Here is a 13,558-nt window from a genome sequence, read left to right as displayed (position 1 = left end):
CGCGGATTATACTGAATTTGCCCCCAGAATCAAATCAAATCAAAATTCATAATTTGTTGCGAATTAGCGACAATATTTAGATAACTTGAAACAAAAATACAACGTTTAGTATGAAAATTATGTAAATATAATCAATTTATGTGAAAATTTCCCCACTTTTATGATAAACATAATAAGATAGTAATTAATATTCCTTAACTCAAAATTGGTGTAACTGCGATAGATACTCAATATTTAGGAAGCATCAGGATTCACAAATTTTAACCTGATGAATTTGATTAACTTGACATTTTTGGAGAATTAATGATGATTAAAAACATCTTAGCGGTTATTTTGATGTTTGCCAGTACGCAAATCTATGCTACCACTGAAACCAAGTCAACCACCACTGCCACCGATAAAGTCGCCGAAAAAGCAAACAGCCTAAAAAAAGCCGGCGATAAAATTTCTGAAAACACAAACAGTTTGACTAAAGTTACGACCACTGTTGCCACCGACAAAGTCGCCGAAAAAGCAGGCAGCCTGAAAAAAGCCAGCGATAAAATTTCTGAAAAAACAAACAGTTTGACTAAAGTTGCTGCCACTGTTGCCACCGACAAAGTCGCCGAAAAAGCAGGCAGCCTGAAAAAAGCCAGCGATAAAATTTCTGAAAAAACAAACAGTTTGACTAAAGTTGCTGCCACTGTTGCCACCGACAAAGTCGCCGAAAAAGCAGGCAGCCTGAAAAAAGCCAACGATAAAATCTCTGAAAAAACAAACAGTTTAACTAAAGTTGCGTCCACTGTTGTTACCGATAAAGTTGCCGAAAAAACAGGTAGCCTGAAAAAAGTGGCTGTAAAAAATACGGAAAATGTCACCAAAACCACCACAACCGACATCTCTGCCACCAAAAAATCAGACGTTAAATCAGAAAAAAACACCGATGCCACTAGCCAGCCAGAAAACCAAAGTGCAGATGGTAAATCTTCAAGCGTGATGATTCAGATGGGGGCATTTTTGTCGGAAGATTTGGCGGAAACTCAAGCAGCAAAAGCATCTTTATTGGGTGTGCCATCGCGCGTGGTCAAAACCACCAACTCAAATGGTACGAGAATCAGCGTGGTGCGTAGCCGTCAGCGTATTGAACAGGTGCAAGCCCAAAAAATGGTTAATCAATTGAAAGCCAATGATATGCCTGCATTGTTAATGATTGATTAATTTATTTTTATCAAAAAAACAGTATTCATATATAGATATGATGAATACTGTTTTTATTTGTGTGAATGATTCATAACTTGTTATCAGGCAGCCTGAAACTTTTGTCCCCATCTTGGGGGCAAAAATTTATTTGTTTTTTGTTGTTTGATAGGGTTTCATGGTTTTTTTGGCGGCTTTGACTTGTTCGCTGTCTTCAGGATAAAGTTGTACAAAAACATCACGTTGTTTCAATAAGAATGCAGCGGCAGCCTGAACATCAGAGGCGGTTACTTGGTCAATGCGTTGGCGCAATTTATTTTCATCATCATAAGAAAAACCGTTGGTTTCCAGTGTGCCAATTAAGCTGGCTTGCGCACCCATGCTGTCGCGGCTGTAAATGGCGTTGGCTTTTTCAATGGTTTTGGCGCGTTGTAATTCTTCTTCGCTTACGCCATCGCGAGCAATCAGTGCAATTTCAGCTTCCACATTTTTGCGTAATAAATCCAAATCGCTGCGTTGGCTGGGCATACCTGAAATGGTGAATAATTGTGCTTGACGGTCAATCATGGTGTAATTTGTACTTAAATCCAATGCCAATTCTGAACCGCGTATCAATTTTTTATCAAATCGTGCTGCCGAATTGCCACTCAAAATATTTGCCAGCATATCCAACGCATAAGGCAATTTTTCGTCTAATTGAGTCAAAGTTGGCACACGATAACCCAATGTAAACATAGGTTGTTTGGTGTTGCCACCCATCACAACTTTCGCGCCTTTGGCTTGGGTGTTGGGTTCACTCACGTCTTGGCGATTGGGTAATTTTTTTGCAGGAATGTGCCCAAATGTTTTTTCCACCAAAGCCAGTGTGTCTTTGGCATTCACATCGCCGACAATCACCAAAGTGGCGTTATTGGGTGCATACCATCGGCGATACCAATCACGCAAATCATTTGGTTTTAATTTAAATAAATCAGACATGTATCCGATAACTGCCGTTTGGTTAGATGGTTTGTCATACGCCAAACTCAACATTTTTTCATACATATTGCCAATGGGATTGTCTTCTACATTTTGGCGGCGTTCTTCGCGAATGACTTTGATTTCATTATTAAATGCTTTATCACTAAAATTCAAATTGACCATGCGGTCGGCTTCCATTGCCAAAATGGTGGGTAAATGTTCTTTGGCGATGTTTTCGTGGAAGACGGTTTCAGTGGCGGTGGTATAGGCGTTCAACGAGCCACCCATCGCGGATACGTGGCGTGAGAATTCGCCTTCAGGAATGGATTGTGTGCCTTTGAACATCATGTGTTCCAGTGCATGACTCAACCCGCTTTTGCCTACTTTTTCATCAACTGAACCGATTTTGTACCAAAGTTGGGACATGACAACAGGCGCACGATTGTCTTCACGCACAATAACTGTTAAACCATTGTTTAATTTTGTTTTTAAAGTTTCTGCCAATGCAGGCACAGACAACGCCAGCAGCGATAATGCCAATAAAGTCGGACGTAACATTGTTTCTCCATATCATTTCAATCTCAAAGGGAAATGTGATAATAAGCGAAAAACGTTTTTCAGGCAGCCTGAAAATATATTTTTACACGAAAATATAGGCAGAAAACCCAAATTCCAGTAAGATGGCAGCTTATTTTTACTTGAAATTTCAATTGTCAAAATCTTTTTCAGGCAGTCTGAAAATTTTTCTAAAGAACCACTATCATGTTATCTAAATTTCATCTAAGTTTGCTGATTTCTGCGGCATTACTCGCCGCGTGTTCGCCTGACTCGTCATCGCAAAATCCATTGCCTTCTGCATCGGCTGTTGCAACCAATACGCCAGCCAGCGTACCTGTGGTAGCCAGCGGTGCATCTGCTGTGAATGCGGTTGCGGTGCAAGCGGTTTCCGTGCCTGCTTTGAGCGCGACCAGCACGCCCAAAGAGCAAGCGAAAATTTTGCATCAACTCATGCAGCAATTTGCCCAGCAAGCCGCTGAACGAATGCAGCAAGCCCAAGCGCAAAATCCCAAATTATCTGAAGCCCAAAGTCGTATGATTATTCAAAATGAAATGACCGCAATCCGCCAAAATATTAATTATTTGAAATCATTGAATTTATCAGATAAAGAAATTGCCAGTGTGCGTGATGCGTTGGCGATGTCTATGGCGGCGTATGCGGATACGGCGGATTTGCAAGTGCGTTCGTCTGAAGCAGCAGAACACAAGCAAACCGAAGAATTACATAAAATTAATCAAGAGCTTGGTGTGAAAATTGCCAAATCGCAAGAATGGCAGCAAATTTCCAGCAATCAATATCATCAATTAATGAAAAAATATCAATTAAAACAAGATAATTTATCAAAATAATTTTTTTCAGGCAACCTGAAAGCACTTTTTCTATTTTTAAACCATTAAATAAGAAACGTAAAACCATGAAAACATCTGAATTACGCCAAAAATATTTGCAATTTTTTGAATCTAAAGGGCATCAAATTGTCCGTTCGTCCAGTCTTGTCCCACACAACGACCCCACTTTGCTTTTTACCAATGCAGGCATGAATCAATTTAAAGACGTGTTTTTGGGCTTTGATAAACGCTCCTATACGCGCGCCACCACCGCACAAAAATGCGTACGCGCAGGTGGTAAACACAACGATTTGGAAAATGTGGGTTATACCGCGCGTCATCATACCTTTTTTGAGATGTTGGGCAATTTTTCGTTTGGCGATTACTTCAAACAACAAGCTATTCATTATGCTTGGGAGTTTTTGACTTCGCCAGAATGGCTTAATTTGCCCAAAGAAAAATTACTCGTAACCGTGTACGCGGAAGACGATGAAGCCTACAACATTTGGCACAAAGAAATCGGGCTGCCTGAAAACAAAATCGTCCGTATTGGCGACAACAAAGGCGCGAAATACGCATCTGACAATTTCTGGCAAATGGGCGACACAGGACCTTGCGGACCTTGCACGGAGATTTTCTACGACCACGGCGAACACATTTGGGGTGGCATTCCAGGTTCACCCGAAGAAGATGGCGACCGTTGGATTGAGATTTGGAACAACGTATTTATGCAATTCAACCGCGATGAACAAGGCAATATGAATCCGCTGCCGAAGCCGTCTGTGGATACGGGCATGGGCTTGGAGCGCATGGCGGCGGTAATGCAAGGCGTTCATAGTAATTATGAAATTGATTTATTTCAAAATTTACTCAAAGCTGTGGCGCGTGAAACAGGCGTTGAGTTCAGCATGGACGTGCCAAGTTTAAAAGTCATTGCTGACCATATTCGTTCTTGCTCGTTTTTGATTGCAGACGGCGTGTTACCAAGCAACGAAGGGCGTGGTTATGTGTTGCGCCGTATTATTCGCCGCGCGGTGCGTCATGGCTACAAATTGGGTCAAAAACAAGCGTTTTTCTATAAATTAGTGCCTGATTTGGTTAAAGAAATGGGCGATGCCTACCCAGAATTGCGCGAAAAACAAACGCAAATTGAAGAGGCGTTGAAAGCGGAAGAAACACGTTTTGCGCAAACTTTGGAAACAGGTATGGTATTGTTGGAAAATGCACTTTCAGGCAGCCTGAAACGTTTGAACGGCGAAATTATCTTTAAATTGTATGATACCTACGGTTTCCCATACGATTTAACTGCCGATATTTGCCGCGAACGTGAAGTAGAAATGGACGAAGACGGTTTTAACAAAGCGATGGACGAACAACGCGCCCGCGCTCGTGCTGCGCAAAATTTTAAAGCCAACACGCAATTGGATTACAACGGTCAAGATACACAATTTAAAGGTTATTCTGAACGAAAAGTCAACGCAACCGTCATTGCTTTATACAAAGACAGCGAAGCCGTAACCGAATTGCACGAAGGCGAAACAGGCGCAATTGTATTAGACCAAACACCGTTTTACGCCGAAAGTGGCGGTCAAGTGGGCGATGTGGGCTATATTTTGGCAGGCGAAAACCGCTTTGAAGTACGCGACACGCAAAAAATCAAAGCCGCCGTATTTGGACAATTTGGCGTACAAGTTTCAGGCAGCCTGAAAGTGGGCGACAGCGTGTTAGCCGAAATTGACAACGACATTCGCGATGCTAATATGCGCAACCACAGCGCAACCCACTTGATGCACAAAGCCTTGCGCGAAGTGTTGGGCAACCATGTGGAACAGAAAGGTTCGCTGGTTACCGCCGAAAGCACACGCTTTGATATTTCGCATAATCAAGCCATTACGCCTGAAGAAATCGCCGAAGTAGAACGCCGCGTCAATACTGCGATTTTGGCGAACGTGGCGGTTGATGCCAACATTATGAGCATGGAAGACGCGCAAAAAACAGGTGCAATGATGTTGTTTGGCGAAAAATACGGCGATGAAGTGCGTGTGTTGCAAATGGGTGAATTTTCTACTGAATTGTGTGGCGGTACACACGTTGCGCGTACGGGCGATATTGGTTTGTTCAAAATCATTTCTGAAAGTGGCATTGCGGCTGGTGTACGCCGTTTGGAAGTCATTACGGGTTTGAACGCTTTACGTTGGGCGCAAAATCAAGAAACGCTATTGAAAAACATCATTAGCGAAGTCAAAGCGCAAACCGAAAAAGACGTGTTAAGCAAAATTCAAGCCAATGCCAATCAAACCAAAGCGTTAGAAAAAGAATTGGCAAAAGCCAAAGCGGAATTAGCAGTACACGCGGGCGCAAAATTGTTGGACAACGCTAAAGACTTGGGTACAGTAAGTTTGGTTGTGGCACAAATTGACGCAGAAGCGAGCGCATTGCGCGACATCGTAACCGATTTGACGGGTAAATCCGATAAAGCGGTTGTGTTGTTGGCGGCGGTGAACGATGGCAAAGTGTCGTTGTGTGCAGGTGTTTCTAAACCTTTGACAGCAAAAGTGAAAGCTGGCGATTTGGTAAAATTTGCGGCGGAACAAGTCGGCGGTAAAGGCGGCGGTCGTCCTGATTTGGCACAAGCAGGCGGTACGGATGCTGCCAAGCTGCCTGAAACTTTGGCAAGCGTGGAAAATTGGGTTAATAATCTGCTTTAATTGAATATTCAGGCAGCCTGAAAGTGTGAAAATGTGCTTTCAGGCTGCCTGAAAAATACCGTTCATTATTCATAAAAAATAAGGATTTAACAATGTCCAAATATTCTGTTCAACAACAACCGATTGAGACATTATTATCGTGGATTAAATCGGGTGAAATTGCGATTCCTGAAATTCAGCGTCCATTTGTGTGGAATGCGAGCAAGGTACGCGATTTGTTGGATTCGTTGCACAAAGGTTATCCTGTGGGCTATATCATTACGTGGCGTAATCCCGATATTCGCTTGAAAGATGGCACATTGTCCGCAGGTAAACGCGTATTAATTGACGGACAGCAACGTATTACCGCTTTGACGGCGGCGGTGGTTGGGCAGGCGGTTTTGAATAAAGAATATAAGCAAAATAAAATCAAAATTGCTTACAATCCACAGGTTAAAGACCATGAATCTGCGTTTGAAGTGTGTAACAACGCGATTGAACGCAATCCGATTTGGATTGATGACATTGCGCCGATTTTGAATGGCGACACGCCTATCAGCAAAATCAGACGGCAATATTTGGAAAAAAATCCTACAGTTGATGAAGATAAAATTGAAGAAAAAATCAATGAATTACAAGCCATTAAAAATCGACAAATTGGTATTATTGAATTGAATCCTGATTTGGAAATTGATACGGTTACGGAAATTTTTATTCGCATTAATCAAAAAGGCGTGGTATTAAGTAATGCGGATTTTGTGATGTCTAAAATTGCTGCTGACCAGCAATTTGGTGGCAACACATTACGTAAAATGATTGATTATTTTTGCCATTTGTTAAACGACAGTAGCTTTGCCAAACACATTGAAAGCAATGACACACAATTTTTTCAATCCCCTGATTTTGTAAAAATTAAATGGATTGCTCAATATACAGATAATTTATATCACCCTAATTATATTGATGTTTTGCGTGTGGCATACACTTACGCTTTTCAACGTGGTCGGTTTAGCGATTTAGTGGCGTTATTGTCAGGACGAGATTTTGAAAAACGCAGCAACACGGAAGAAATCGCCCAGCAAAGTTACGAAAAATTACGCACAGGTTTAATGGCATTTTTCAACGAAACGCATTACAAACGCTTTTTATTGCTGATTCGTTCGGCGGGTTTTATTCATGCTAATTTATTGAATTCACAAAATAGTTTGAATATAGCATATGCCATTTATTTACATTTGTGTGATTTGAAAATGTCTGAACATGAAATTCAGCATTGGGTCAAAAAATGGTTTGTGATGTCGCTCTTGACGGGACGTTATTCGGGTTCTTCGGAAAGCGTGATTGAACGCGACATCAAACAAATTCAAGAAAAAGGTATTCAAGAATATTTTCAACTTATTGAATTAGCAGAATTAAATAGTGGATTTTGGGAGCATACTTTGGTGCGTGATTTGGATTCGTCCAGCAATGTCAATGCTGCCTATTTGTGTTATTTGGCGGCACAATGTCAAAATCAGGAAAAAGCGTTTTTATCAGGCAGCGTGAAAGTGTCTGATTTATTTGAAACGCGTGGCGATGAACATCATTTTTTCCCTAAAGCTTATTTGGAAAAACATGGCTACAAAAAAAGTGAATATAATCAAATTGCTAATTTTGTGTACACTGAACAGCAAATCAATATTCGTTTGCAGGATAAACCGCCGTTTGAATATCTACAACAAATTCAACAGGATATTGAACAGGGTAAACAACAATATACCTCTATTCCATCGTTAGTTGAATGGCGAGAAAATTTGGCTGTTCATTGTATTCCTGAAAATTGGCAGGCTTTTCGACAGGAAAATTATGCTGATTTTTTGCAAGAACGCAGAAAATTGATGGCGAAAAAAATTCAGCAATTTTATGATAAATTTTGATTAATGAAACACATAATCTTTCAGGCTGCCTGGATAAATAGGCAGCCTGAAAGATTTTATGTCAGTCAATTAACGTTTGGCTTTCCAAGCAGCATGGTAAGTGCTTTTACCGAAAGCATCACTGTGAATGGATTCGGTAAAAATATAATTTTGTATGCCGATATCCAATGTTCGGTATGCTAGGGGCTAATGACATTTTAGCTATAATTTCAACCAAATCAAAGCACAAGCTAATGATACAGTACTTTCATAATTACGTTTTAATTTATCGTACCGTGTTGCCAGCGCACGAAAATGCTTTAATCGTGCAAAAGCGTTTTCTACCAAGTGCCTGATTTTATATAAATACCAATCTGTGCCCACATTAAGATGTTCTCTATTTTTCTTATATGGAATATTGGCTTTACTTTGTTTAGACTGAATTAACCGACGAAAAGTATCACTGTCAAAACCCCTATCAGCACACACGGTTTCATTATCACTTAAATCCAATTGTGCCAATAAATCAGGCGCAACAACAATATCATTTACATTACCAGCTGTAATGATAAATTCAATTGGATTACCACAAGCATCAACCGCTAAATGAATTTTAGACGTATGACCACCGATACTCTTACCAACAGCTTGATGCGTAATGGATTGTTTACCCATACCGTGTTGATGAACGCGGATATGGCTACCGTCCATAAAGACCCATTCCATATCGGGTGTATCTACCAAATGTTTGAATAATCGGGTAAAAATACCGCGTTTAGACCAGCGATTGAAACTTTGGTAAAGGCTGTTTGCTTTACCAAAATAACTAGGTATATCAGCCCATTGGCAGCCTGTACGTAAGCGAAATAGGATACCTTCTACTGTTTTGCGTAAATTTTTCTTGCGATAAATGCCAAGCTGTTTCAAAATAGGCAACAGTCTTGACCATGTTTCATTTGTAAGCGTGTTTCGGGACATGGCAAAGGTTTGGGATGGTTGCGTGGAAACAATATCTTAAATCCTTTGCCTCTTTTTTTGAATTGTCAATAGCCCCTAAATCGGACGCAATTTTTTGTTCGCCGTTAGCATAGCCGTGTTCAAACATTTCGGTAAGCCATTCGGTGCTGATGGGCAAATGTTCTACCAATTTAGCTTTACGCAGTAAGTCTTGGTAAGTTAAGCCTTTTTGACCACGAATCCAGCCTTTACTGTTGAATAAAATCACAAACAACATTTTGGGTGGAATTGCCGCCCGAATCAAACCATAGTATTCATTTTTCTCGTATTTTTTGATTTTTTCTGATGTTGCCACAAAACGCAATAAGCGATACAGTGTAATCAAATATGGTTTTACGGTGGTGTTGCCGTCAATCAATTCTTTGAGTGATTTTTCAAAGCGTTTGGTGTCATCTAAGCGATTTTGTGGTTGTAAGAAAGTCTGTAGCTTATCAAACGCGATTTCTGCTTTGACCGTACGCTCATCGCTACTGGATTTTCGGTTGAGAACGGTGTCATATGCTTGATTAAGTGCTTCAATAATATCCGTTTCGTGTTGAGCTTCTTGCGAGAATTTACGCATATATTCACTGAAATTCTTTTCTTGGAAATTATGTTGTTTCCATTGTTGCAAGATGCTCATCAAATGAATGCCTGAATCCACAATCACAGGATTATCCACGCGATTAAACAAGTACAATTTCAAAATATCAGCGTTGAGTTTATCCAATTCATTATCATCAACTTGATTCAATAATTCATTGTGTTGACGCAGCAATGTGTTGAATAATTCATCAAAATCTTGATTATCTTGACGTTTATAAGTCATGTAGCTGAAGCTACTCACGCCAATTGCTGCAATCAACACGCCCAAAGCGGTTGCCAATTTGATTAAATCCAATTTGGCGGCATTTTCAGCGTCCCAAAAAATCCACGGTTGTTGTGGGCTGAAGTAGATGGGGCTATTTTGTGCCAGCATCATCATTAACATGATAATACTAAGCAATAAAATCGCGCCTAAAAACCATGTTACCAATTTTAAAAAAATTTGCATAATTTCATTCCATAATTAAATGAACGGGTTAACTTTTCAGGCAGCCTGAAAAAAATTAATCTAATTGTGAAACCATAACAGGCAAGCCACGCACTGCCATCATAGTTTCATCGGTTTTTTGTTGATATTTTTTCAATGCGGCTAAATCAGTCGCGGACAATTTGGGTGTTGGCAAGGCAACGGTGGCAGGATTAACGTGCTGTCCGTTGATGCGGACTTCGTAGTGCAAGTGTGGACCTGTGGAGCGACCTGTCGTGCCGACCAAGCCAATCACATCGCCTGCACGGACGGCGGAGCCTTCGTTTACGCCATTGATGAATGCACTCATGTGTCCGTACAGTGTTTCTATGCCAGTGGCATGGGTAATCATGATGGTATTGCCATAGCCGCCTTTCCAGCCACGAAAACTGACCACGCCATCGCTTGGCGCAAGAATTTGTGTGCCTGTTGGTGCTGCGTAGTCAACGCCTGTGTGCATTTTAATGGTGTGCAAAACAGGGTGAACACGAATCCCGTAAGGCGATGAAATTCGGGTAAAATGGGCAATGGGTTGTCCTGCAAAACCTTCTTTGAGTGATTCACCGTTTTCATCGTAATAATTACCGCCTGCATCGCCTTGGTCAAAATAATAGCTGTGGTAAGTTTTGCCTTTGGTATGAACTTCGGCAGCTAAAATATTGCCTGTGGCGATTTCTTGACCGCGTGAATACAGACTTTCGTATAATAGGCTAATGGTGTCGCCTTCTACTAATTCATCTAGATTAAATTTATCCGCAAACATTTCTTTGAGAGATGTACGAATTTCCACAGGTACGCCTGCACGTGATAATGCCCCCGCTGCCGATGTGCTAATCACAACCGAACGCAATGATGGCATGGTTTCGGTGTCAATATTGCTTGTATTGACTTGCCATTTTCCATTGATGCGCTGCAAGGCAACCATATTACGTTCACCGTTGTCATCATCATTGAAAAATTGTACGTCCGTTAAGTCATGTACCGAATCCACGCGCGCGCTGACAATTTGACCCGTACGAAGTTGCAAATTTTTCCAATCAAAAGGGCTGTTTTTAACAAAATCGTTGATGCTGGTTTGGGTTGCGCCGATTCGTTTTAATACGTCCGTGATGGGATCGCCAGTTTGAACTTCTTCATCATACCAATAGCTTGATGCATTGGTGGTAGATGGTATGGTGGGCATCGGTAAAGTTTGCACCACTTTTTCGGTTTTATATAAAGCAGAAATGGGTAATTCGGGTTGGGCTATGGTGGCGATGGCTAGTCCTGATGAACTGAAAGCCAGCACGAGCAAGGTTACATAGCATTTTCTCATTAAAAAATTCATCATAAAATTCATCTTGTCCAACAGAAAGAAGACACAGATATTTGTATATATTAACAGTTTTTGTTTCAAAATGGTTTAAAATTTTGCGTCAAAATCATTTATTCGGCACAACAAAGGTTTGCAAACACTTAAAACACCTGAATTCAGGCAGCCTGAAAGGATACGCGAAAAACGTATAATTTTCACAACACTTTACTTATTTTTTCAGCTTAATTAATACGCTGTTATTTATTTTCAGGCAGCTTGAATTAACACACATCAAATTAATTGTTCGCCCCAGTGTAATTTTTGTCTAAGTGTTTGATAATACTGATAATGTATCGGATTGATTACGCGTAACGGATAACAATAACGCTGTAAAATCAATTTGTCCATTGTTTGGACATCAAAATATGTTTGCCCATCATAATGTACACGCGCATCAACGGCTTTGGTTACCAAAATTTCAATTTGATTATTGTCGGCAATCACAATCGGGCGATTGGTCATGGATTGCGGACACACAGGTACCAGCGTAAACGCATTTAAGCCAGATTGTAAAATGGGACCACCAGCAGCCAACGCATAAGCCGTTGAACCCGTTGGCGTGGACACAATCAAACCGTCAGAACGCTGGCTGTATACAAATTGCTGATTAATAAATACTTCAAATTCAATCATTTTACCAGCTAAACCACGCGAAAGCATCACATCATTTAATGCCACATCTCGGAAAACTTCTACATCATCACGAAACACGCGACCCTCCAGCAGAATACATTCCACCGATAAATATTTGCCCACGAGAATTCGCGCCATTTCATTAAGCATATCTTGTTGATTAACTTGAACTAAAAATCCCAAATGCCCCAAATTAATCCCAACCAATGGTACACGATACGGCGTTACCTCACGCGCCGCCGATAAAAATGTCCCATCACCACCTAAAATCACAATCAAATCACAATGTTGTGCTAATTCTGATTTGGGTTTTAATATAATTTCATTCAAAATATGTGATTCAATTTGTTGCTCTTGAATACAATTTTCATCAATAAAAACTTTGAGTTGATTAGCATGAAAAAAATGAACCAATTGGGTAATAATAGGTGCAATTTCGGGTGTTTCGGGTCGCGCAATGATGCCAATTTGACGGTATAAGCTGTAAATCATGTTGTGAACTCATACCCAGTTGGCGAAAAAATGACACGAAAAACTCAATTTACAATGCGCCATCCACGCAACAGATGAGACAGTAATCATGGCAAGTACGTAAAAAATATAGAATTTTTTTGTTCTTGGTTGGCTGCGTAAGCACAAAATACCCAGCATAATGTAAATAACAACAAACAGCAATTTTAGCCCCAACCACGCACCCGCGCCAAACAGTGGCCATTTGGCAATCGTCATCATCATCATGCCTGTGAATAGCAGCATGGTGTCATTCGATGGTGGCAAAAACCGTAGCGCAACCGGCAGCGTGGATTGAGTCGGGTGGCGATACACCCACCAAAATTTGATATTAAACAAAATGACGCTGAGCATAATAAACAGCCAATGTGCGTGTTTGATGTGCGGATAAAGTCCGGCCATATTTATTTTCCTTTATGAATCAATCTTTCAGGCAGCCTGAAAGCGTTTCGCGAATTGTACAATCATATCGCGGTTAGACGGTGAAAAGACGCACTCCATGGCGATATTGGGGTCTAGCCATTGATAAGCGGTGTGTTCGCTTAGAGTTGGGGGCTGATGGGCGATTTGCGCGGAGAACCAGTGTTCTGTATTGTGCGTTACGCCTGGTGGATAGCGGTGTCGCCAGTAAGGGAAAATTTCATACACGGTGCTGTGTTGCCAATCGTGCAATTGGGTGTTTGGTAAAATAATACCTGTTTCTTCAGCGACTTCGCGCAAAGCTGCCTGAAAAGGGGTTTCGTCATTTTCCAAGCTACCCGTAACAGATTGCCAAAAGCCAGCGCGGTCAGTGCGTTCCAACAACAAAATTTGTCCGTGTGCATCGTGTAGCAGCACCAGTACGGAGATGGGTTTTTTAAGTGATTTTTCAGGCAGCGTGTCCATGTTT

At 41.0% G+C, this 13,558-nt stretch carries 12 protein-coding genes; 5 read left to right on the top strand and 7 right to left on the bottom strand.

All coding sequences use genetic code 11. The annotated features are described in order from the left end of the window. Window positions 1-303: 303 nt before the first annotated feature. The gene (locus tag BWP33_RS10555) at window positions 304-1,197 is read left to right on the top strand and encodes an SPOR domain-containing protein (RefSeq protein ID WP_104930397.1); all 894 of its coding nucleotides are present in this window, start codon (window positions 304-306) and stop codon (window positions 1,195-1,197) included. Window positions 1,198-1,323: 126 nt separating this feature from the next. Here the strand turns inward: BWP33_RS10555 and BWP33_RS10550 are convergent, their stop codons facing one another. Beyond that, window positions 1,324-2,694, bottom strand: a complete 1,371-nt coding sequence (locus BWP33_RS10550) for a M16 family metallopeptidase (RefSeq protein WP_002641329.1) — start codon at window positions 2,692-2,694, stop codon at window positions 1,324-1,326. Between the two features lie 204 nt (window positions 2,695-2,898). Between BWP33_RS10550 and BWP33_RS10545 the strand changes: the two genes are divergently transcribed. The 4 genes from BWP33_RS10545 to BWP33_RS12540 all read left to right on the top strand — a co-directional run bounded on the left by BWP33_RS10545 (window position 2,899) and on the right by BWP33_RS12540 (window position 8,308). Then, a complete protein-coding gene (locus tag BWP33_RS10545) occupies window positions 2,899-3,543 on the top strand; it encodes a hypothetical protein (RefSeq protein ID WP_002641330.1) in 645 nt (214 codons plus the stop codon). A gap of 65 nt (window positions 3,544-3,608) precedes the next feature. Next, window positions 3,609-6,230, top strand: coding sequence for an alanine--tRNA ligase (gene alaS, locus BWP33_RS10540; protein ID WP_002641331.1), 2,622 nt, complete (start codon window positions 3,609-3,611; stop codon window positions 6,228-6,230). 92 nt (window positions 6,231-6,322) lie between these two features. After that, the gene (locus BWP33_RS10535) at window positions 6,323-8,125 is read left to right on the top strand and encodes a GmrSD restriction endonuclease domain-containing protein (protein ID WP_002641332.1); all 1,803 of its coding nucleotides are present in this window, start codon (window positions 6,323-6,325) and stop codon (window positions 8,123-8,125) included. 3 nt (window positions 8,126-8,128) lie between these two features. Continuing rightward, a complete protein-coding gene (locus BWP33_RS12540; RefSeq protein ID WP_155999518.1) occupies window positions 8,129-8,308 on the top strand; it encodes a hypothetical protein in 180 nt (59 codons plus the stop codon). An 18-nt stretch (window positions 8,309-8,326) separates the two neighbouring features. On the opposite strand, the gene BWP33_RS10530 is transcribed toward BWP33_RS12540, so the two are convergent. The 6 genes from BWP33_RS10530 to nudB form a co-directional block, all read right to left on the bottom strand. Next, window positions 8,327-9,082, bottom strand: a complete 756-nt coding sequence (locus BWP33_RS10530) for an IS5 family transposase (protein WP_002641156.1) — start codon at window positions 9,080-9,082, stop codon at window positions 8,327-8,329. Continuing rightward, window positions 9,057-10,154 (bottom strand): putative phage abortive infection protein, encoded by a 1,098-nt coding sequence (locus tag BWP33_RS10525; RefSeq protein WP_002641334.1) that lies wholly within the window; start codon window positions 10,152-10,154, stop codon window positions 9,057-9,059. The genes BWP33_RS10530 and BWP33_RS10525 overlap by 26 nt, the downstream gene beginning before the upstream one ends. Before the next feature lie 55 nt (window positions 10,155-10,209). Beyond that, a complete protein-coding gene (locus BWP33_RS10520) occupies window positions 10,210-11,511 on the bottom strand; it encodes a M23 family metallopeptidase (protein WP_002641335.1) in 1,302 nt (433 codons plus the stop codon). Window positions 11,512-11,757: 246 nt separating this feature from the next. After that, window positions 11,758-12,648, bottom strand: coding sequence for an NAD(+)/NADH kinase (locus BWP33_RS10515; protein ID WP_040628751.1), 891 nt, complete (start codon window positions 12,646-12,648; stop codon window positions 11,758-11,760). Between the two features lie 12 nt (window positions 12,649-12,660). Next, window positions 12,661-13,071 (bottom strand): SirB2 family protein, encoded by a 411-nt coding sequence (locus tag BWP33_RS10510; RefSeq protein ID WP_002641337.1) that lies wholly within the window; start codon window positions 13,069-13,071, stop codon window positions 12,661-12,663. Window positions 13,072-13,098: 27 nt separating this feature from the next. Continuing rightward, window positions 13,099-13,554 carry a dihydroneopterin triphosphate diphosphatase gene (gene nudB, locus BWP33_RS10505; RefSeq protein WP_002641338.1) on the bottom strand — a complete coding sequence of 152 codons (456 nt, stop codon included), beginning with the start codon at window positions 13,552-13,554 and terminating at the stop codon, window positions 13,099-13,101. Between the last annotated feature and the right edge of the window lie 4 nt (window positions 13,555-13,558).

The organism is Simonsiella muelleri ATCC 29453 (assembly GCF_002951835.1).
Classification (GTDB): domain Bacteria; phylum Pseudomonadota; class Gammaproteobacteria; order Burkholderiales; family Neisseriaceae; genus Simonsiella; species Simonsiella muelleri.
Note: the sequence above shows the minus strand (reverse complement) of the source record. Positions and strands in the feature narration are given on the sequence as shown.